This is a genomic window from Halobacteriovorax sp. YZS-3-1 (assembly GCF_047084945.1).
GTDB classification, from domain to species: Bacteria; Bdellovibrionota; Bacteriovoracia; order Bacteriovoracales; family Bacteriovoracaceae; genus Halobacteriovorax_A; species Halobacteriovorax_A vibrionivorans.
Genome location: NZ_JBKIYI010000001.1, coordinates 1,861,976 through 1,883,930, shown reverse-complemented (window position 1 = coordinate 1,883,930; position 21,955 = coordinate 1,861,976). Strand labels below are relative to the sequence as shown.

21 protein-coding genes are annotated in these 21,955 nt (G+C 36.3%); 11 read left to right on the top strand and 10 right to left on the bottom strand.

Annotated features, from left to right (window positions below):
- Positions 1-4: 4 nt before the first annotated feature.
- Both ACMAZI_RS08960 and ACMAZI_RS08955 read right to left on the bottom strand, forming a co-directional pair.
- Positions 5-1,114 carry a M23 family metallopeptidase gene (locus ACMAZI_RS08960; RefSeq protein WP_133296951.1) on the bottom strand — a complete coding sequence of 370 codons (1,110 nt, stop codon included), beginning with the start codon at positions 1,112-1,114 and terminating at the stop codon, positions 5-7.
- 121 nt (positions 1,115-1,235) lie between these two features.
- Positions 1,236-1,991, bottom strand: a complete 756-nt coding sequence (locus ACMAZI_RS08955; protein WP_115362459.1) for a Stp1/IreP family PP2C-type Ser/Thr phosphatase — start codon at positions 1,989-1,991, stop codon at positions 1,236-1,238.
- A gap of 264 nt (positions 1,992-2,255) precedes the next feature.
- On the opposite strand from ACMAZI_RS08955, the gene ACMAZI_RS08950 reads away from it, so the two are divergent.
- The 4 genes from ACMAZI_RS08950 (at position 2,256) to ACMAZI_RS08935 (ending at position 8,888) form a co-directional block, all read left to right on the top strand.
- A complete protein-coding gene (locus tag ACMAZI_RS08950; RefSeq protein ID WP_115362461.1) occupies positions 2,256-4,310 on the top strand; it encodes a PrkA family serine protein kinase in 2,055 nt (684 codons plus the stop codon).
- A gap of 30 nt (positions 4,311-4,340) precedes the next feature.
- Positions 4,341-5,462 (top strand): DUF444 family protein, encoded by a 1,122-nt coding sequence (locus tag ACMAZI_RS08945; protein ID WP_115362463.1) that lies wholly within the window; start codon positions 4,341-4,343, stop codon positions 5,460-5,462.
- A gap of 30 nt (positions 5,463-5,492) precedes the next feature.
- Complete coding sequence (locus ACMAZI_RS08940) at positions 5,493-6,974, top strand: SpoVR family protein (RefSeq protein WP_115362465.1); 1,482 nt, start codon at positions 5,493-5,495, stop codon at positions 6,972-6,974.
- A 72-nt stretch (positions 6,975-7,046) separates the two neighbouring features.
- Positions 7,047-8,888: a hypothetical protein gene (locus ACMAZI_RS08935; protein WP_412473326.1), complete on the top strand. Its 1,842-nt coding sequence runs from the start codon at positions 7,047-7,049 to the stop codon at positions 8,886-8,888.
- Here the strand turns inward: ACMAZI_RS08935 and ACMAZI_RS08930 are convergent, their stop codons facing one another.
- Positions 8,889-10,331, bottom strand: a complete 1,443-nt coding sequence (locus tag ACMAZI_RS08930; protein ID WP_412473327.1) for a hypothetical protein — start codon at positions 10,329-10,331, stop codon at positions 8,889-8,891.
- Between the two features lie 77 nt (positions 10,332-10,408).
- On the opposite strand from ACMAZI_RS08930, the gene ACMAZI_RS08925 reads away from it, so the two are divergent.
- The 7 genes from ACMAZI_RS08925 (at position 10,409) to ACMAZI_RS08895 (ending at position 17,441) form a co-directional block, all read left to right on the top strand.
- Positions 10,409-12,109, top strand: coding sequence for a hypothetical protein (locus tag ACMAZI_RS08925; protein WP_412473328.1), 1,701 nt, complete (start codon positions 10,409-10,411; stop codon positions 12,107-12,109).
- A 19-nt stretch (positions 12,110-12,128) separates the two neighbouring features.
- Positions 12,129-13,208 carry an RNA polymerase sigma factor RpoD/SigA gene (locus tag ACMAZI_RS08920; protein WP_412473329.1) on the top strand — a complete coding sequence of 360 codons (1,080 nt, stop codon included), beginning with the start codon at positions 12,129-12,131 and terminating at the stop codon, positions 13,206-13,208.
- Between the two features lie 79 nt (positions 13,209-13,287).
- Positions 13,288-13,566, top strand: coding sequence for a 30S ribosomal protein S15 (gene rpsO / locus ACMAZI_RS08915; protein WP_199506655.1), 279 nt, complete (start codon positions 13,288-13,290; stop codon positions 13,564-13,566).
- A gap of 243 nt (positions 13,567-13,809) precedes the next feature.
- Positions 13,810-16,056, top strand: coding sequence for a polyribonucleotide nucleotidyltransferase (gene pnp / locus ACMAZI_RS08910; RefSeq protein WP_115362475.1), 2,247 nt, complete (start codon positions 13,810-13,812; stop codon positions 16,054-16,056).
- 18 nt (positions 16,057-16,074) lie between these two features.
- On the top strand, positions 16,075-16,542 hold the full coding sequence (gene dut / locus ACMAZI_RS08905; protein ID WP_115362477.1) for a dUTP diphosphatase: 468 nt from the start codon (positions 16,075-16,077) through the stop codon (positions 16,540-16,542).
- Positions 16,543-16,551: 9 nt separating this feature from the next.
- Positions 16,552-16,836, top strand: a complete 285-nt coding sequence (locus tag ACMAZI_RS08900) for a polyhydroxyalkanoic acid system family protein (protein ID WP_115362479.1) — start codon at positions 16,552-16,554, stop codon at positions 16,834-16,836.
- A 44-nt stretch (positions 16,837-16,880) separates the two neighbouring features.
- Complete coding sequence (locus tag ACMAZI_RS08895) at positions 16,881-17,441, top strand: 2Fe-2S iron-sulfur cluster-binding protein (RefSeq protein WP_115362481.1); 561 nt, start codon at positions 16,881-16,883, stop codon at positions 17,439-17,441.
- Between the two features lie 8 nt (positions 17,442-17,449).
- Here the strand turns inward: ACMAZI_RS08895 and ACMAZI_RS08890 are convergent, their stop codons facing one another.
- From ACMAZI_RS08890 to menA, 7 genes are all read right to left on the bottom strand, one after another.
- Positions 17,450-18,010, bottom strand: coding sequence for a hypothetical protein (locus tag ACMAZI_RS08890; protein WP_412475119.1), 561 nt, complete (start codon positions 18,008-18,010; stop codon positions 17,450-17,452).
- A gap of 52 nt (positions 18,011-18,062) precedes the next feature.
- A complete protein-coding gene (locus ACMAZI_RS08885) occupies positions 18,063-18,314 on the bottom strand; it encodes a GlsB/YeaQ/YmgE family stress response membrane protein (protein WP_199506656.1) in 252 nt (83 codons plus the stop codon).
- Between the two features lie 72 nt (positions 18,315-18,386).
- Positions 18,387-19,541, bottom strand: coding sequence for a hypothetical protein (locus ACMAZI_RS08880; protein ID WP_115362485.1), 1,155 nt, complete (start codon positions 19,539-19,541; stop codon positions 18,387-18,389).
- A gap of 91 nt (positions 19,542-19,632) precedes the next feature.
- Complete coding sequence (locus tag ACMAZI_RS08875) at positions 19,633-19,800, bottom strand: hypothetical protein (protein WP_158536886.1); 168 nt, start codon at positions 19,798-19,800, stop codon at positions 19,633-19,635.
- 96 nt (positions 19,801-19,896) lie between these two features.
- A complete protein-coding gene (locus ACMAZI_RS08870; protein ID WP_115362487.1) occupies positions 19,897-20,079 on the bottom strand; it encodes a hypothetical protein in 183 nt (60 codons plus the stop codon).
- Positions 20,080-20,098: 19 nt separating this feature from the next.
- Complete coding sequence (locus ACMAZI_RS08865) at positions 20,099-21,070, bottom strand: hypothetical protein (protein WP_334678597.1); 972 nt, start codon at positions 21,068-21,070, stop codon at positions 20,099-20,101.
- On the bottom strand, positions 21,058-21,954 hold the full coding sequence (menA, locus tag ACMAZI_RS08860) for a 1,4-dihydroxy-2-naphthoate octaprenyltransferase (RefSeq protein WP_412473330.1): 897 nt from the start codon (positions 21,952-21,954) through the stop codon (positions 21,058-21,060). Before menA ends, ACMAZI_RS08865 begins: the two co-directional genes overlap by 13 nt.
- Position 21,955 lies beyond the last annotated feature (1 nt).

Genomic DNA, 21,955 nt, shown 5'->3' with positions numbered 1-21,955 from the left:
CTAATTAATCCAGTACATAATACAAAGGGTCCACCGGCGTGCCATTAACACGAATTTCGTAATGGAGGTGAGGACCTGTTGATAAACCTGAGTTTCCGATTCTTCCAATCGGATCCCCCCGTTTTACTTTTTGGCCTTTCACGACGAGGTTTTTTGAATTATGTCCGTAAAGTGTAGTTATACCGTATCCATGATCGATTTCTATATGATTTCCGAATCCGTAGTTTTTCTTGGATGTTTTTACAACACCATCAGCTGGTGCAAGAATTAAAGTACCAATTGGTCCACCGACATCAAGACCTTCATGCATCTTTACTCTTTTTGAGTAGTGACTCATACGAGGTCCGTAATATGAAGTGATCCAGCCTCTGGCAGGTAATAGTGTAGGTGTTGATTTAAGAAAAGATTCGCGGTCTAAAAGATACTGGTCTAGTTCATTGACACGAATTTCTAAATCACCTGAAATCTTACGTAAAATTGAATAACGATAATCAAAGTACGCAAAGTTTTCAGCTAACTTAAAACTTTGTTTAATTAAACTACTCCATTCTTTTGTGAAGCTGTAACCAGAGGTAAGACCAAAGTTTGTCGCAATCTTACGTTCATAGAGGTCATTGATGTCGCTGAACTCCTGATTCGTTTTTAAGACGCTTAATTCCGACTTAACTTTATTTAAAAGCTCTCGGTCCTTTTCTGGCACAAGGACCGATTGCGGATTTCTACCTGAAGAGTGATCGTGGCTTCCTGAATGACCTTCACTTGGTTCGCGATCATCTTTCATCAATGGCTTTGTTAGATCAAATTCCTTGAAGCCTGAGATGACTCTCAGTTTACTTTCAATTTTTTGAATTCTTTCAATATCATCAGTTAATGTATTCAGTTTCATATTAAAGAGCTGGATTTGCTCTTTAAGTTGACGGTTCTCAATACTGAGGTGACGGTTTTCGTAAACTTGTTTTAAAATCTTAACGTAGTCAAACGTTAGGATACCGATAACAGCGATAATAATTACTACTAAGAAAATGGCCGAGTTAAAAATGACTTTTGGTATACGAAAAGACTTAACTCCCTTTTCCTTCTCGGGAATAACCATTATTGTATAAAAGCGACTCAAAATTACATCCTTGAATTTTTCAATAATTTCTGATGTTTATTGTAGGTTTCTTGATTTCAGTTTGCAAGACTTTAATCCATGACACATAGAGACAGTGAGCTAAAACATTTTCGAAGTTAAATTAATTAACTACCGTAAGAATTATCGATATATTGTCTTGTCCACCGTGTTCGTTGGCCTGGCGAATTAAAGTTTGCACACAGTCATGAAGTTTTTGATGAGTTACGTCATCGGTGTTGTCAATCATATCTTTGATAATAAAAAGAATATCCTCGTCACTTAATTTACCGTGAAGGCCATCTGAGCACAGAAGAAAGATATCACCCTTTTGCGGTCGGTAATCATAAATATCAACTTCAATATCTTCTTCAAAGCCCACCGTACGTGATAGGTAGTTTTTATTTGGATCTTTTGCTGCTTGGTCACGTGTATAGATTCCGTAGTTAATCTTTTCTTGTATTACAGAATGATCTTTTGTTAATTGAAAAATCTGTCCATTTGAAATGACGTAAGCTCTTGAGTCACCAACATTTGCAATCTTTGCACTTTCGTCATCAAAGAGAAGGCTGACGACAGTCGTTCCCATTCCTTTAAGAGCAGGTTCACTATCGGCATATGCTTTTATCTTATTATTGGCATATAGAACAGATTCTTGAAGAACTTGACCTAATTCTTCTTGTGGTTGGGAGTTGATTTTATCTTTGACTTTTTCTGCAAGGTATTTGATGGCCATCGTTGAAGCGAGTTCTCCACCTGAGTGTCCACCCATGCCATCAGCAACAATATAAAGTTTTGTGTTATTGCTAATGTAAATAGAATCTTGATTTGTCTCTCTCTTGCGCCCAATATCTGAAACGCCAGCACAGATCGTATTCATATTTTCCCTTGTCTGAAGTCATTTAATATCAATTCTTCTTTATTTTCAGTTGGATAGGAATTTTAGTCAAATACTTTTGTTGGTCATTTATTTTTGCCCATTTTCTTAGAAATACTTGAGTGTTTTATGGTGTCAAAATGCACTTTGAATAAATTAAACTAATGGAATTTTTTTTAATAGTTTCTTTGCTTTAAGTGAAATTATCACGTTATAATATATTTAGGACTTTAGCTTGCTAATATGCAACTCATGGATGGAGATAATATGACTAAAATGAATATGAATGAATTTATGAGTGAGAATTACAGGGTCGAAGACTTTGCTCACTTACATTGGACGGGTAGTTTTCAAGACTATATCGATCTTGTTTCAGAAGATCCAAGAATTGCTCGTAATTCCTTTCAACGAATTTATGACATGATCATGTCATTTGAAACAAGTACATATCTTGAATATAAAAAAGAAATCACACGTTATCATTTTTTCGATGATCCAATCGGTGGTGGTAAGGATGCTGTTTTTGGTATCGATGTTCACTTAATGAAACTTGTGAACTTTTTCAAGGCCGCAGCTCTTGGTTATGGTACAGAGAAAAGGGTTCTTCTACTTCATGGGCCTGTTGGTTCGGCCAAGTCTTCAATTGCAAGAAATCTTAAAAAAGGTCTTGAGCACTATTCAAGAACTGACGAAGGTGCACTATACACGTTTGAATGGTATGACGAAGAAGAGTCAGATATTTTAGGCGGACAAAAAGTTTTTCCATCGCCAATGCATGAAGACCCATTAAAGCTTATTCCACATGAAGTTAGAAAAGAATTTCTTGATAATATCAATAAAGGTAATAAGGGTCATAAAGTTAAAATTCGCGGAGAAGTTTGTCCGGCCGACCGTTATATTCTAAAAGAGTATATGGTTAAGTATGACGGTGACTTCATGAAGGTTATGGAAAACCATATCCGTGTTAAAAGACTTATTCTTTCTGAAAAAGATCGTCTAGGTATTGGTACTTTCCAACCTAAAGATGAGAAAAACCAAGACTCGACAGAGTTAACAGGTGATATCAATTATAGAAAAATTGCTCAATATGGTTCTGATTCAGATCCACGTGCATTTAACTTTGATGGTGAGTTCAATATCGCTAACCGCGGTGTTATCGAATTTATCGAGATGCTTAAGCTTGATGTAGCTTTCCTTTATGATCTACTTGGTGCTTCTCAAGAGCAATCAATTAAGCCTAAGAAATTTGCTCAAACAGATATCGACCTAGTTATTCTTGGTCACACAAATGAGCCAGAATTTAGAAAACTTCAAAATAACGAATTTATGGAAGCACTTCGTGACCGTACGGTTAAGATCGATGTTCCATATATTTCTCGTTTAGATAATGAGGTAAGAATCTATCAACGTGACTTTAACGCTGAAAAAATTCCTCATGTTCATATCGCTCCTCATACGCTTGAGATGGCAGCTATGTGGGCCGTGCTAACAAGACTTGAAGAGCCAAAGAAAGCTGATCTAACTCTTGTTCAAAAGTTAAAACTTTATAACGGAAAAACTCTAACTGGTTATAATGAAGATAACGTAAAAGAACTACGTAAAGAGGCCGTAAGAGAAGGACTTGAAGGTATTTCTCCTCGTTATATTCAAGATAAAATTTCTAACGCTCTAGTTAAGTATGGACACACTGGTTCTCTAAATCCATTTATGGTTTTCAATGAACTAGAAAGTGGACTTAAGCATTCAATGGCCAATAATCAAGATGCCGCTGAAAAGTACCGTGAGATGTTAGCGATTGTTCGTCAAGAGTATACTGATATCGTTAAAAACGATGTTCAAAAAGCAATCTCACTTGATGAATCTGCAATTGAAACTCTATGTGCAAATTATATTGATAACGTTAAGGCCTACACTCAAAAAGAGAAAGTTCGTAACAAGTACACTGGTAAACTTGAAGAATCTGATGAGCGTTTCATGAGAAGTATCGAAGAGAAAATCGATATTGCTGAGTCTCGTAAAGATGACTTTAGACGTGAAATTATGAACTACATCGGAGCTCTTGCAATCGAAGGAAAACAATTTGATTACAAGATGAATGAAAGACTTCACCGTGCACTTGAACTGAAGCTTTTTGAAGATCAAAAAGATGCGATCAAGCTTACAACAATTATTTCAAATGTTGTTGATAAGGAAACTCAAGAGAAGATCGATGTTATCAAGTCACGCTTAATTAAGAATTATGGTTACTGTGAAATTTCAGCAACAGATGCTCTTAATTATGTGGCAAGTATTTTTGCAAAAGGAGACAGTGCTAAGTCATAGACTTAGTACGCTCCAATTACCGGAGACCAAATGGATCATCCAATTAAAAGAGATCACGCACGCTTTCGAAAAATTATTAAAGGGAAGGTGCGTGATAACCTAAGAAAGTATATCGCTGGTGGCGAGATGCCGATTCCAAAAGGAAATGGGCAATTCAAAGTTCCAATGCCTTCAATTAATACTCCAAGGTTTCGTTTCGGTGATAAGAGCCAAGGTGGAACTGGACAAGGTGACGGGCAACCTGGAGATCCAGTCGATGGACAAGGGGAGCCAGGAGAAGGTCAAGGTGAGCCTGGTGAAGCTGGAGAGCAAGAAGGTGAGAAGGCCCTTGATGTTGAAATGAGTTTAGATGAACTTGCTTCAATCCTAGGAGATGAACTCGCACTTCCAAAAATTGAGCCAAAGGGTAAGAAGAATATGGAGTCAACAGTGGATCGATACACTAGTATTGGTACTGTTGGGCCAGACTCTCTTAAGCACTATAAGAGATCATTTAAAGAGGCCTTAAAGCGTCAGATCGCAATGGGGACTTATGATCCAAATAATCCCGTTGTTGTTCCAATTAAATCAGACATGAGATACCGAGCAAGTAATTCAAAGATTGAATTTGAAAACTCTGCTGTGGTTATTTATATGATGGACGTTTCGGGTTCAATGGGTGATGAGCAAAAAGAAATCGTTAGAACAGAGTCTTTTTGGATCAACTTGTGGCTTAAGTCTCAATATAAAGATATTGAAATTCGTTATATCATTCACGATGCAACAGCTAAGGAAGTTGATGAGGATACTTTCTTTAGAACTCGTGAAAGTGGTGGAACACTAATTTCTTCTGCATTTAAGTTATGTAAAGAAATTATCGATGCTGATTACAATGCAGATGAATGGAATATTTACCCATTTCATTTCTCTGATGGTGATAATTGGTCAGCGGAGGATACAAAGGTCTGTGTCGATCTTTTAAAAAGCTCTATTATTCCAAACTCTAATGCTTTCTTTTACGGGCAAGTTGAATCTCGTTACGGTTCAGGCCAGTTTTATAAAGATTTATCCAAAGAATTTGGTGAAAAGCATGAGGATGTTATTTTAAGTAAAATTAAAAACAAGGATGCAATCCTTGATTCCATCAAAGAATTCTTAGGGCCAGGAAAGTAATTTTAAAAAGGTAATAAATATATGAGTAGTATGGAAAGAACAAAACCATTATCAGGAGAGTTAGCAAAACTAAGAGATGAAGTACTTGGTTATGCACTCGATTACGGCCTAGACTTCTATCCAGTCGTTTTTGAGGTTTGTGACTACGATACAGTATGTATTTTAGCTGCCAACGGTGGATTCCCAACACGCTACCCTCACTGGCGTTTTGGCCTTGAGTATGATCGCCTTGCAAAGGGGAATACTTATGGATTCCAAAAAATATACGAACTCGTTATTAATACTGACCCTTGTTATGCTTATCTTTTAAGCTCAAATCGTTATGTGGACCAAAAGTTAGTTATGGCCCATGTTTATGGCCATGCTGATTTCTTTAAAAATAACGCTTGGTTTCGCCATACAGATCGTCGCATGATGGATGTTATGGCCAATCATGGCACTAAAATTCGTCGTTATATGGATCGCTATGGCCAAGATACTGTCGAAGAGTTTATCGATACGATCCTCTCTTTTGAAAATCTTCTTGATGTTAACGTTCTCTTCCAAGGTGAAGTGAAGCAAGCAACTTCAGCAGATGAAGAGTATGAACATAAAGATGAGAGATCTCAAGTTCTTCGCTCTTTTATGAACTCCAAAATGGCAAGAGGCGAAGCTGATGAGGATGTTGTAGAAAGAAAGAAGACACCTCTAGAGTTACTTGATGATGAAGTTCGTGGTACACGTGATATTATGAGCTTCCTAATGCAGCATGCTCCAATTGAAGAGTGGCAGGCCGATGTTATCGGTATTTTAAGAGAAGAAGCTTATTACTTTCTTCCACAAAGAATGACAAAGATTATGAATGAGGGGTGGGCCTCTTATTGGCACTCTAAGATTCTGACAAAGAAGGCGTTAAATAGCTCTGAAATTATTGATTTCGCAGATATTCACTCTGGTGTTATGGCCATGAGTAAGCAAAATATTAATCCTTATAAGATAGGGATTGAGCTAATGCGTGATATTGAATACCGCTGGGATACTGGTAAATTCGGAAAGGAATATCAAGAATGTACAAATCTCCAAGAAAAAGAGAATTGGCATATTGAAACAAATCAAGGACGCGAAAAGATCTTTGAAGTTCGCCGTACTCATAATGACATCACTTTTATCGATGAATTCTTCACTGAAGAGTTTTGTAACCGCATGCAGCTTTTTACATATAAGTACAATTCTCGAACAGGAAGAAATGAGATTGAAACTCGTGACTTTAAAGAAATTAAGTCAAAGCTACTAAATCAACTAACAAATTTCGGCTCACCAATCATTGAAGTAGAGTCTGCTAATCATAAGAATCGTGGAGAGTTACTTCTTCGCCATGTCCACCAAGGTGTTGATCTCGACTTAACTCAGGCAAGTGATACAATGGCCAATATTTATAAAGTATGGAAAAGGCCAGTATCAATTGAAACTGTCGTTGAAGATAAGCGTATTCGCTATATCTTTGATGGATTAGAGTTTAAAGAAGATAAATAAGACAAGATTCTTTGTTGATTACTTTGTACTTTCTAGTAAAATTATATTGAATTAATTTTTCTAGGAATTTCAATGCTTTCTACTTTTAAGTACTCTTTTATATTCTTATTCATATCGCTTTTAATTACTAGCGTTGAAGCTTTTGAATTAGTTTCAGGCCGAGGTGATATTAACTTATTTCATAAAGATCAAATGAAGAAAATTGATGGAAATAGTATCAATGGTGCTATTGATATCAATCAAGATACTCTTATTATGACTGCAAGCAATAGCTATGCACGCTTTATTAATGACCGTGGTGATATTCTTATCATTGGGCCTAATTCAAAGGTTACGATTGAATTAAAGTCTACCTTTGCTGGAGATTTAATCGCACTTCATGATGGAAATATTCGTGTTATTGCTAAGAAGCAAAGAAAGGTTACGAAAGGTAAATTTGATCGTATTTTTATTCGCACAAATAGTGCTATTGCCGCGGCCGAGACAGCTGATTTTTTATTGAGCTATAACTTATTTAATAATGTAACTGGCCTACTCTCTTTTAATGGTGAATCCGCATTTAAAAGAATTGATAAGACTCATGATCTAAGTGCTGGCCAACGCTTAATCTATCGACGCTCATCTAAAGGTAGTCAGCTTAAGTACAAATTTCATAAAGATACTGGACTTAGTGAAAAGCTAAAATTAGCAAATGATACTTTATTTGGAGATGAGAGAAAGAATGTTTCAACTCTCTATCGTGGGCAATATAGTGCAACATTTCATGATGCTAGGCCCGCTTCAATGCCTGTTAAGATTAACCCTATCCAATTAACACTGCTATATCGTAATACCAATCTTGATATGACACTTTATTCAGACTCGATGGACTATGGACAGGGTGATGATGCAACTGTTGCTGCATTTCCATTAAAAGGCGACCTCTTAAGGCCTGCGGAGCAAGTTACATCATATCGAGGGCAATATTCTACATACCAAAAGAAGTATGCACCAAAGGCCGGAGGTCTTGTTGATATAAGAACAGGGATATATATCCCGCCTGAAAACGATGCTATTTTTGATGAATCATTTCGTGTTTATATTCCAAGAAAAATAGGTCGCATTAATGCAGTAAATGGAAATTTTGTTTCACCAAAGAATTTAAAAATTGATCCAAATAAAGGGTTTGTAACAGTAAATAACACTCATGAATCGCTAAAGAATCAACAGATGTTAAATAACTTATTAAAATCAAATCTGCTATTAGCAAGTTATCAAAATGTATCGCGTAAGAAAATGTCCATGGCCGAAAGGTACTCTGCAAATATTGTTGGGGTCTCAATTGTCAATCAAGGCCTAACTCATACTTATAATAATGATGAATTTGATTTTTCTTCACGTGGTATTGAGTTGAGCTTAATACTTATTGGAAATGGTGTTATTAGGCCATTTGCAAAATTTAAATTACTAAATGAGAACTTTGAACAACTTACTTCTTCAAAAGAAGTCGAAAGATTCTATCATATGAATTTAGGTTTAGATTATCTATTAAATGAGAACTTCTATTTAAGTGGCCAAATTTCAATTGATGAGGCCCCTATCTATTTAAGTTCTACAGATACAATAACATTGGCCACTATAAATAGCTTAATAGGGGAAGTAGGAGCTAAAGTTATAAGATCTAAACGATACGATATATTTGTATTTGGTGGAGCTAAATATAGCCATTCAAATGAGGATGATGAATTTGATATGGAGTCTGGTTTTGGCTTTTATGCAGGAGCGAAGGCAGAGTATTGGATTAATCGTAGAAGTTATTTCTATGGAGATTTAAGCTATATTAATCATTCTCTATCTATTGTTGGAAACTCTAATGATAGTGATATTGATATGAGTGGTACTATTTTAAACCTAGGCTACCGTTACTCGTTCTAATTAGCGATATTCTTTTCCTAAATTTGGATAAGACTTAAGATCTAATTCATAAACATCTTTTTGATATATTAAGACTGGCTCTTTCTTGTCTTCGATATCTACTTTAGAGATCATTGAATTAAGACGATCTTGAATGTCTTTAGATTCCATTTTTCTCTCAGAGGCCAAGACATCTTTACTAAAATTCTGCCAGATTTTTGATTGTAGATGCATCCAACAGCTAATGACATTCTTATTTAGACACGATTTATCGCTAAGGCGTACCCATTGTGGATCATCATTGATTAATTTTATATATGAACTTAAAATTGCTGCTTCATATGGAAGTTTTCGATTGTATTTAATATCGAGGTTGTCCATGAGATATCTTGCTTCTTTATTTTTGTTTTCTTTTAGTAATAAATTGATTTTTAATAATTCTTTTTCTCTTGAATTACCTTCGCTAACTGGAATTTTAGAAAGAGCAACTCTTGCATTCTTATAATTTCTACTTAACCAAGCTGAAGCAAGGATGAGCTTATTATTAGCAATAGAATATGGTTTACTAAGTAGGTTAGAGATGAAGTGGGAGTAGGCGGTTTTATAATTTTCTTTTTTTACTTCTTCAAATCCTTTTAGCTTATTAGTATTAGAGTTATTAATGGCCTCTGCTAATTTTAATGCTTGTTCATGTTGGCCATTATTATATAGGTTTGCTGCAACTAGCGTACGGATTGTCGCATCTGCATAAAACTCAACTGGTATAGTCTCGTAATATTTCAGAATTTGTTTGTGACGAGAAAAGTATAGGCCATACTTTAAGACTGCTTCAATATCGTCCATATTATTAGTTAAGAAGTAATCTCTAATTTTTGTGCTTCTAACGTAACCATTTAACTTATGCTCAAGCACAAGTCTTAACCAAGTTTCATTCTTGTAAGAGCCAATTAGCCTTGAATGGTTCATACAACCTTGAAAGATTTCTTCTATATCATCCTTCTTTTCTTCAGGCATTGACATAGCACTGACAATTCTTAATGCACAATTTTGGTAATACCAGGAAGCATTATTAGAAAGACTCTGTAGAATCTCTGATGATTTCTTAGGGTCTGTATCTGCAAAGTAAGCAAGGGCCAAGAAACGATTAATTAAAAGAAGTTTTGAATAATTCTTTGTCTTTAAAGCCTGACGATTTAAAACGAGTATCGCATCATCAGTGTGCCCATCTATTAATAGTGATTTTGCGATGACCAATTGATCGAGAAAGTCTTTTCTCTCATCAATTTGTAGCCCTCGTTCAAAGTAGCGGGCCTCAATCTCGTTATAGATATTATATGGCGGGTCTAATTCTTTCTTTGCCTGGCGTCTTGCGATGTGTTCAGCTGTACGGTCGATTGCCATAAGATCTAACTGAAGACCAATTAAAATGATCAGGAATGGTAAAAACTTTCTAGCTTTGTTCATATCGTTACCTTATTAAACCTTTCGGGAATAATTCCGATAACTTAAAGGAAATCTATATAAATCTTTTGGATAGAAGAATGCGAGCTTTATGCCTTAAAAAATTTATCGTCATAACTCTTCCTATTTTGGCAGCGTTAATTTTTTGCCTTGAGGTTAATGCTCGCACAAATTCGACATTAGAAAATCAAGGTGATCTGATTTTCTCAAATTTGAAAGAATCAAAAGAGAAGTCTCGTGTTAAAAATTCAGATTATAATTTTGCACTCATTGATAATTATCGAAAATTCTATCTTGAAGATGAAAAATTAGAATACTTTTGTCGTGAAAATTCATCAAAGCTAAGATTTAAAAATATCTTTGAAAGAGATGAGTTCTATCGCAGTATCGTTGCAACTCTTCAGTATAAGATGATCAATTATTCAATGCAGGCCATTGCTCACTATGCAAAAAAACTACAATTTGAATCTGATCAATATGATAATTTAATTAATGGCCTTATTGGTAGTTGTTCTAAGAACTTGACTCTATTTAGTCACAGGCTTTTAAAGCATTTATTTACTAAGTACTATAGTGATAGCTCTATTGATAAATTACGTCTTCCTTATTCTCAAAGAGAAAATCTATTTGCATCTAATGTTAATGAAATTCAAAGTGAGAATGAAGTCGTAGTTAATGAATTATATTATACAACAGGTGTATTTTCTTATGCTTGTTCATGGGGTGGCCAAGAAAAATATCTTCGTAACTTAGCTCCTTTTCTTTCTTCTTCACTTGTCATGAGCTACATCGTTCGCGAAATTAGCGCTCTTGATAGTCATGTTTATAAAGATCAGTTAAATGATGGCAAAGTCGCAAATTGTCGAAATCAAATTTGTCGTCCATATAAAAAAGCAAAAGTTCAAAAAGAAATTGTTAGGCCAATTGGATCTTCAAATTTAAACTTTGATCTAAAAGTCGCTTATTGTGATAATTTTAAATTTGCTTCTAAGAAATTCTCTCCAAGTGCTAATGATTCACTTAAAAATCAATTAAAGAAATTTGAAAAAGATGAAAATATCGTAATCGCTCAATTCGTTTCTTTATTAACTCGTGTTCCAGAGTTTAATGTTTGGACTCAAGATTCTAAAACGATTAAGCGTTATGTTTCTGTTTCTAATGACAGCCTTTGGGATTACTGGGCAAAAGACTTACTTGAAAAGAATTCTAATAAGCTTCCTTACGAAGAAGCCTTAAGTATGAAACTTGATGTTAAAACTAGTAATGATTCAATTTTGCGTCATGGTTATCCAGAGGTTAATTTCGTTGTTTTAAATGGTGAATTTGATAAAGCGACAAATATAGACAATATGGTTTCTTTAAAATTTGAAATTGAGATTCCACATAACGATTTTATGTGGCTATATCGAAATATTCGATCGGCCAAAACGTTTGATGATAAGGAGAAATCAAAGGAACTAAAGGAGCGCTTATCTCTTTATGTTGCAAATGATTATAATAAGATTAAAGAGACTCTCAATCAATTCTCTGTTGATGCAGACCTGACAACGGTAATCACTGATGAATTGATAAGGCAATTTAACTATATTGAATTTTTAAGGCCAAAATCATCACATGGGACGAGGGAAAAGATTGATGTAAGAGTTAATATAGCCCCTTTTGCTCTTGTGGCAATTCGTAACAAGCGTATTATTAGTGAGTTATCTGAACGTGATCTTAAAAATATTAAGTCATTAGAAGTTTTAAATAATATTGAATCTATGGCCGAGAAAGCAAAATAATGTTAAATTTCATCCACTCATGAGTGATTCAAAGAAAAATAAAAACAAATATTTAGAAGATAGTGATAAGTTCGAAAAAAAGGACTTTGACTACGAGATTCTACCTTCTATCGATGAGAAGAAGCTTAAAGAATCTTCGGATTCTGAAGAAGATATCGATGATATTATCGATATTAGTAATTTGCCTGATTCAGGTCTTACTCTTGAGGAAGAAATTGAGGTTATAAAGGAGACACTACCTGCCTTAACTTCAAAACTACCTGTTCCTTCACGAGTTGATAATAAGCTCAATCAATACCTAAAAGAAATTTCTCGCTACGAACTTCTCTCTCCAGAGCAAGAGAAGACTCTCATACGACAATTTCGTGAAACCGGTGATATTGCATTAGCAAAGAAGCTGGTTGTCTCTAATTTAAGGCTAGTTGTAAAAATTGCCATGGATTATAAGAGTGCCCACGCAAATGTAATGGATCTCATCCAAGAAGGTAATATTGGTCTTATGAAGGCCGTCTCATTATTTGAGCCAGATAAAGGAGCAAAGCTTTCTTATTACGCATCCTGGTGGATTAAGTCATATATCTTGAAATTCATCCTAGATAACTTTAAGTTAGTAAAATTAGGTACGACAAATGAGCAAAAGAAGCTCTTTTATAATCTAATGCGTGAAAAAGAACGTCTTGAGGCCCAAGGGATCAAGCCTGATCATAAGACAATCGCGCAGAATCTAGATGTAAGTGAAAAAGCAGTGGCTCTCATGGATATGCGCTTAGGTGATGCTGGCTCCGAAGTTAGTCTTGATATCCCAGTAGGAGAGAATTCTAGTGCGACAATGGGGGATTTACTTCCTGACTCAACTGATGTTGCGCAAGATGTTGAATTTAAACAGTCACTTCAACTTCTCCAAGAAAACCTCGATCAATTTATTCAGGGGCTAAAGCCTCGTGATCAAGAAATCTTTAAAGAAAGATTATTGAATGATGCTCCGCGCTCTCTACAGTCCATCGCTGACGATTATGGGGTCTCTCGAGAGCGTATTCGCCAGATCGAGGCCCGTCTTCTCGATAACTTAAAGGTTTACATGAGTGAAATTATAAGATAGTATGCACAAAATATTGCGCCCTATACTTGGCCTGGAAAATAACTTCCTTGCTCGGTATTTGGTAAGTTTAGGAGAAATTATGATTACAAAAGAAAAAACAGCATCAATCGTAGCTGAATTTGGTAAAGAGTTTGGAGCATCTGAAAAAGATAGCGGTTGTGCAGCGGTTCAAGTTGCAATTCTTACAGAAAGAATTAACAACCTTAAAGAGCACTTTGGTTCACACAAGCACGATTATTCTTCAAACCGTGGTCTTCTTAAGATGATTGGACGTCGTCGTCGTCTTCTTAAGTATGTATCTACTGAAAATGAAGATAACTACAAGTCACTAATTAAGAAACTTGGTCTAAGAAAATAAGCCAAGATAAAAAGAAAGGAAGCTTTATGCTTCCTTTTTTTTATTTAAAAAGCTAAAATTAAGTAACGAATTTTTTTGATAAGCAGACAAGGACAGTCTAGGGATTTAAGGGATATTAAAATTTAAGAACTCGCGATTTGGATGAGGTTTTTAAGTTTTCATATTCTTTGGATTTCTCAAGATCATCCTCAATTCTTAAAGAAAAAATTCATCATACATTCAAAAATATAAAATGGAGTTTTTATGTTAAACAACAAACGTGAGTTTACTTACAACTTCGGTGGTAAAGACATTACGATCGAAACTGGCCGTATGGCAAAACAAGCAGATGCTTCTGTAATCGTAACTAGTGGTGGTACACAAGTTCTTGTTACTGCAACTTCTGCAACTCAAGTAAAAGATGGGCAAGACTTTTTCCCACTTTTAGTTGAGTACACTGAGAAATTTTATTCAGCAGGGAAATTCCTTGGTGGATTCCTTAAAAGAGAAGGTCGTCCTTCAGTAGGTGAGACTTTAAATGCTCGTCTAATTGATAGACCTCTTAGACCTCTATTCCCAGAAGGGTATATGTTTGACACTGTTATCTCTTGTACTGTTATCTCTTACTCACCAGAAGGTGACCCTGAGGTTCTAGCTGCAATTGGTGCTTCAGCTGCTCTTACTATCTCTGATATTCCATTTGCGGGTCCAATTGGTACTTGTAAGGTTGGTCGTATTGACGGTCAATTTGTTATCAACCCTGACCACGACAAGTGGGAAGAGTCTGATATGGAAATCGTTGTTGCAGCAAGTGATAACGCAATCCTTATGGTTGAAGGTGAGGCGAAAGTTGCTCCAGAGCAAGATGTACTTGACGCTATCTTCTATGGTCAAAAGGAAATTGAAGGATTTGTTTCATTCCTTTCTGATATTCAAAAAGAAGTTGGTAAAGAAAAGCGTGAATTTGTTTCAGCAGCTGCTAACAAAACAATGCTTGAAAAAATTAGAACAGACTACACAGCAACTGCTCGTGAAGCTCTAAAAATTACTGATAAGTTAGAGAGACAAAAAGCTGTAAAAGCAATTGAAGCTCAAGTTAAAGAAGCAATGGCAGCTGATCCAGCGGCATTTGGTCTAACTGAAGACGATGCATTTGGAAAAGAAGCATACAAAGGTGTAGATGAGCTAATGTATGAAATGCTACGTGGTGATATTCTTGATGAAGAAAAGCGTATTGCTGGACGTGGACTTGCTGAAGTTCGAGAAATCGAAACTGAAACAGATGTACTTAAAGTACCACACGGATCATCTCTATTTACTCGTGGTGAAACACAAGTAATGGCAGCTGTAACTCTTGGTGGTAGTAAAGGTGCTCAAATGAGTGACCGTATTATTGGTACAAAAGAAGACCAATTCTACCTACACTATAACTTCCCTCCATATTCAGTAGGTGAGGCACGTGGTGTTCGCGGTGTAGGACGTCGTGAGCAAGGTCACGGAAACCTAGCTGAGCGTGCTCTTAAGGCCGTTATCCCAACTGATTTCCCATATACAACTCGTCTTGTATGTGAAGTTTTAGAATCAAATGGTTCTTCTTCAATGGGTTCTGTATGTTCAGGGTCAATGGCACTAATGGATGCTGGTGTTCCTCTTAAAGCACCTGTTGCTGGGATTGCTATGGGTCTAGTAACTGATGGTGAAAGATTTAAAATTCTAACAGATATCCTTGGTGACGAAGATCACCTTGGTGATATGGACTTTAAAGTTGCTGGTACAACAGAAGGTATCACAGCGATTCAAATGGATATTAAGATCACTGGTCTTACAAAAGAGATCGTTGAAAAAGCAATGGCACAAGCAAGAGAAGGTCGTCTTCATATTCTAGAAGAGATGGCAAAAACAATCTCTGTTGAAAGAAAGACTCTTAAAGAGGGTGTACCTGTAATGAAATCAATGCAGATCAAGCAAGATCAAATTGGTGGACTTATCGGGCCTGGTGGAAAGAATATTAAGAAGCTTCAAGAAGATTTCGATCTTGTTATCGAAATTGATGAAGATGGAACAACTAAGTTCATCTCAACTAACCAAGAAGCAATTGATGAATGTATGGCACTAGTTGGTCTACAGATGAATGGACCAGAAGTTGGTAAGACTTATACTGCTAAAGTAGCTAGCCTTAAAGATTATGGTGCATTCGTTGACATCGCTTCAGGAGTTGGTGGACTAGTTCATATTTCTGAAATTGCAGATGAGAGAATTACTGATGCTGGTGACTACTTAGACGAAGGTCAAGAAGTTCAAATCAAGGTTCTTGAAATTGATAAAATGGGACGTGCTAAGCTTTCTATCAAGGCCGTTGAAGCTCTAAAGAGAAAAGACGGTAAGACTGAAGAAGAAGCTCAAAAAGACGCTCCAAAGCGTGAACCACGTGAGTCTCGTGACGGTGATCGTAAACCAAGAGGTGATAGAAAGCCTCGCGGTGACAGAAAGCCTCGTGGTGACAAGAAGTAATAAGTAGGAATTACTCTTATGATCGATCGAGTTGTTGATTTAAAAGTAAAGAAGCTAGAGCATTTTGACTCTAGCTTCGATCTTCCTAAATATGAAACGACTGGAGCAGCAGGAGCTGATCTTCGTGCTCATTTAGAGAATAAAGACTCTCTTGTGATTGCTCCAGGAGCTCGTGTTCTAGTGCCAACAGGACTTAGCTTTGAGATCCCTCATGGATATGAGGTTCAAATTCGTCCTCGTTCTGGCCTTTCATTTAAGACAGATCTTCTCGTTGTAAACTCACCTGGGACTATCGATTGCGATTACCGCGGTGAAGTCAAAATTATCCTAGGTAATTTTGGAAATGAGGACTTTGTTATTAAGCACGGTGAGCGTATTGCCCAAATGGTTCTAGCACCAGTTTGGCAGGCCCGTGTAAGTGAAGTAAGTGAATTAAGTGATACTGAGCGTGGAGCTGGTGGATTTGGTTCAACTGGGACGAAATAAGGATTAAGTATGAGTTTAAAAGTAAATTACAATAAAGCATCTTCTCAAGAAGAAGCATATAATCTAGGAAAGGCCGCTGTTACTCCAGAATATGTGGCAAAATTCAATGTTAAAGCGGATGTTACGACAGATGATGGTAATTTTTCCATGCTAGCTAAAGGAAAAGGGTTTGAATTGAAGCTAAAGTTTGAAGATTCTTACTGCTTAGTTGATCTTGACCTCTCTTTCATGCTAAAGCCTCTTAAGGGAAAAATTTTAGAAACGATTGAAGGTAAGATCAAGAAGACTGTTTAGTCTACGCTTGGCCAACCTCAATAAAAATCACGTAGGCCTATATCATGTTTAAAGTTACATTAGCACCATCAAATGAGACCATCTATGTTGATGACGAGATGTCATTATTAGAGCATCTTAAAAAGAATGGAATTTATGTTAATTCTAGTTGTGGCGGACACGGAACTTGTACAGATTGTATTGTAAAAGTTCTCTCCGGTGCAGATAATCTAAATGAACCAACTGACGTTGAAACGAAACTTCTAGGTAATGTATTTCACATTACTAAGGAGCGTATGTCATGCCAGACCATCGTTAATGGTGAGACGACAATTGATATGTCAGATCACTCAAAAGAGGGTGTCGAGGCCAAGCGTGAGGCCAAGAATAAGAAAGTAGTTAATGAAAAGCTTTCTGCTCTTAAACGCTCAGGAAACTTCAAAGTTCGCAAGAAGGATGAAGTTGAAAAAGTAATGAGTGAGCGTCAGGCAAAATGGGAAGATAAGCAGTCTCGCCAAGAAGATTGGAAGAATCACTGGGAAAAAGGTGATCGCTCAAAGGCAAAGAGACTTGGTGGTGGACGCCGTCCAAAGAATATCAAGCCAATCAAAGAAGACGAAGAATAAAATAATTTCTAAAATTCACAAAGTAGGGCCTGAATCTTTTTCAGGTCTGCTTTTCTATTAGAACGATCCACAAAGACATATTTTCCGTTATCCAGCTTTGCAAAAAGTTGGAAATACCCTTTGTTTTCAAAACCACGCATTGTTGGGTCTTGTTGCATCTTTGCAACATTTGGAGAGTCCATAAAGTGATCAATACTAAATGAATCACTCGATTCCAATTTGTGTACTTTCTTTAATATCGGAATGAAGAATAGACGATGCTTGATAATTAGCTTGTCGTCCTTTTTTATGATGAACTTCTCATACATATAAAAACATAATGTAATGAGGGGCAGTAGAATCAGAGTCGCACTTACAGCAATAACTAATGCCTGGTTAATTGAATCACCTGTTTCATAGAGTTTTACAAGTGGCCCTTTTACGCCAATAAACATGGCAAAGACAACAGTTGCTGCAGCAAGAAGGTAGCCCCAGAAAACCATAGGTAGTCCATAGGTCTTTAGAGTAAGTCCTTGCTCGTTAATAGTAATACGATCTCTTTCTTCTTTAGATACTGGAAATATAAACATTAGGCCCATGGGGCGTATTATAATCCTAGCTCCACGCTTAGTCTATGATATTTCAGAGTTTTTGTAGCAGCTGGAGAGTTGCTAGAAAGACGATAGCGCCGATGGTGGAGATTATGATACTTCCAATAAGGCCATAACTTGTAAGGCCTACTAAATGGAAAGCAAAGCTTCCTACGAATGATCCCATTACACCCACGATGATATTTCCAACGAGGCCAAAGGTTTCACCTTTGTACAGGCTTCCGGCCAGCCAGCCAGCAATAGCACCAATAAAGAGAATGATTATGAATTGTTCGATGGCCACTAGGCACCTCCTAAATAAATATATTTTAAGAGGTGCTAATGATTATTTGTTAGTTAATTTAACTTAAATTGATTAAAGCCAAGTTGTTAATGAGAAGTTAAGAGCATAAGCATTTGTCTTCTCTGGGTTACCAAATACATTCGTACTTGTTTCCTCATCAATTTGACGCTCGATTAGAATACCACCGTTTAGCTGTACGTTTCTTCCAACTTGGTATTGAGCACCAATATCGGCTTTATAAAGGCTAACGTGTCTTAGGTTTCCATCATTGAAATTTGATTGACCGAAGTCTGCTGGGTAATCATTTCTATCGTGAGCACGATCAGTTACGAATGAGTACTCAAGGTTAATCCCGACGTTCCACTTATCTGCTAAGCGATATAGGAAGCCTAATTGAGCGTTATAAGATTCTTGTCTAAGTTTCGTATAGCGATCATTTGGGTGAGCTGACCAGTAACCATAAAGGGCCTCTGTCCATACACTCCAGTCGCGATTTTCGAATTGGTAGGCCAGTGAGAAACCGTAATCTTCTTTAGGATCGATATCTCTCCAGTAAGAGAAAGCACCAAAGATGATTTCATGATTTCTTGATGGGATAATTCTACCCTTATAAGCAAAACCTTTTTGAAAGTTTGTATTAAAAGTTCTTTCTGTGTCGTATGAAATTTCATCGTCCCCATTAGGAAGATATGGACGAGACTCATCATCGCGATCACGTCTTGCCATTTGGTTGCTTCCAAAGAAAGTTACGTCGTGAATTTGACCTTGGCGCCAACCACCATAACGAAGTGTTAATAAGTACTTTCTTTTAAAGTATCCAGCTCTCATGCTTGAATACGTTTGAGTTAGGTAACCACCATCCATCATATTTCTTTCAGAAATACCAAAGTGCATAGTGTAGAAAGGAACCTTTCCTTTACCACCTGTAAGCTTCCAATTATTGTTGAAGCGATATGAAAGAACCGCTTCTTCCATTAGGTCAACAGTTGTACCAGCTTCTTCAACAGCGTCAATATCAAGCTTAAACTTTGCACTCCATTCATTGTGGTTGAAGTAGAATTTAACATCTGCTGTACCATAACCCATTTCTGCTTTCGTACTATCGTCACCAACTTTTTCTAAAGTTAGTAGATCTAGTACTAAGAATGCTTTGACGTTATAATTTACAGCTAGTGAATTGAAGCTAGAAAGTAGCAACAATGATAAAAATAGGGATTTCTTAAACATCTTCTCTCTCTTAATTTGGCGTATTAATATGAGAGAAGATTTATCAAGAACTTATCAATGTGTAAAAACAGTTTTGTGTTAAGGTAGGGAATTAGTAATTCTTACACTCTTCGTAATCTTCGTAATATTGAGAGTGGTCAGGAATACGTCTTTCCTTACATTCACCTCTTTCACTTGCTACATCTCTAGAAGTAGAAGCGCATGATGAAGTCAATAAAATAAGTGTTGTCGCAGTTAAAATGTAGGCTAATTTTTTCATGATAATCTCCTATTATCTCTACATATTATAGCTCTAATTGAGAATAAAAGAAGGCCTGCAAAATATGCAGGCCGCTCATTTTAGTATGCTTTTATTCTAAGACTTTTTTTGAGATTTCTTAGACTTACGATCACATTGACCGTCTTTCTTGCAGCAATCTTTCTTCTTTTTATCGCTCTTACAACAAGCTTTAGCGTCTCTTGAACAAGACTTTCCGTGATGCATAGTTGAACATGAAGCGAATGTTAGCAGTGCACATAGTGTGATAGCTCTAAACATGAATCCTCCTTAATGAATGTTAAATAAGCCTAAAGGCCTTAATAATAGACTCTTCTTTAGAGTAGTCTTTTATTAATTTTAACCCATTCTTAAAAAACATAAAGGTTGAGAGCCCTGCGGCATTTCTTTCACGTGAGGCCAGGTGAGTGGCAAGATTGAAAAGCTTAGGCGCTTCAAAGCCACTAGTGATGGTGATCTGCCATTTGCGATCATCTTTTTTTAATTGAAAATATTCAAAAACGCTGCAGTTCACACCAAATTTAATAATGATATGATTTATATCCTCAGCAATACTTGAACGTTCATTAAACTTGAAGCTTTCATCAATGGCCTGTGGAATATCTTGAGAACAAACAAGGTGAGACCACTTATCAAGCGTATCAAATGGCTCTTCAAAGTATTCAATACTTGCGATCACTTCTGGGGATAGGTTGTAGAAGAGACTTTCAATTTGGTCTGGATCAAGGCTGCGATTTCCATCTAAGCGAATGATGGCGCCTTTGTTACTCATTAATTCAAGATTTTTTATAACTTCTCCTATATTAGGAGTCGGTGTGATTTTATATTTAATCACATCACCTTTTTTAACCTCATTGGTTTTAATTGATTGAAAGAGGAGATTAATTTTAACAGTGTTGTCTTGTGTGAAAAAGCAGTGATGTGTGCTGTGTTTTATATAATATTTAATTAAGGCATATTCAAATGCAACAATGATATTCTTTGGGAGTTGAGGGGCATCAATTATTGTCGCTTCTTCAATTGGTCTTTCTAGGAATGATTTTAAATCATAGATAATTTCGTATGTTTCTCTTAGGTCTTGGCCATCATAGAAGAATTCAAAGTAATTTACATAACTAGTGTAGAGTTCGCCATCAATTTTAACTTCACAGTGATAGTAGTCAGAGCCTTTAATATCTCGAGCTTTAGCGTGAAAAGGTTTTATAAATTCTTCTCTTTCTTTGTAAGTTAAATGTAATTCTAATTTATCCAAAGAAGTCCCCCGTAAATAAGAGATGATAAGAATAAGAACTTTCCAGTTTTGGCCAGACTATTATTATACTCTACTGAGGGCCTATTTAAAATAAGATATATCCACGTTTTTAGAAAAGGAAGGGCAAGACCTACAACGGCAACACTCAAATACCATTGTTCATAAATTACACTATGAACGATAATGACAATATTTGCACAAATTACAAATATAAGAGGAAGCCAACTAGAAAGGTTTGGCCTTAATTTATTTAAAAGAATTCCAAGAGTTAATTTCTTGGCCTTTGTATCACTATTGATATCTCTGGCATTATTAATGGCCATAATTGCACTACTTAAAAAACCTGGAAATAGGCTTAGGAGCAGTGCTGAATTTGTGATTTGTTTCGTTTGGAGATAATAGGCACCACAGACAGCAACACAGCCAAAGAAGATAAGTGCTAGTAATTCACCTAAAGCGTAGTGTGATAGAGGAAATGGGCCACCTGTGTATAGATATGACGCTAGCATCGAAATTAGTCCCATTGCGATAATAATGGGGCCACCGACATACATGAGATAGATACCGAGGATGAAGGCGAGCACTAGAGTTGAAATAAACATTGTCTTCACTGTACTTGCTTTTAGTTGTCCGCTACTCGTTACACGTGTTGGGCCAAGTCTTTCTTCAGTATCAACGCCTGTTTGTGTATCGTAATAATCATTTATTAAATTAGAGGCAATTTGTAATAGGACAGTACATAGTAGAGTTAGGATAAAGATAATTAAGGAAAATTTCTGTGTATCACTATAGGCCAATGCCGTTGCCATAATAATTGGTGATGCACCTGCCGGTAGAGTTTTTGGCCTTGAGGCAAGAATAAATCCTTTTATATTATCTTTCATA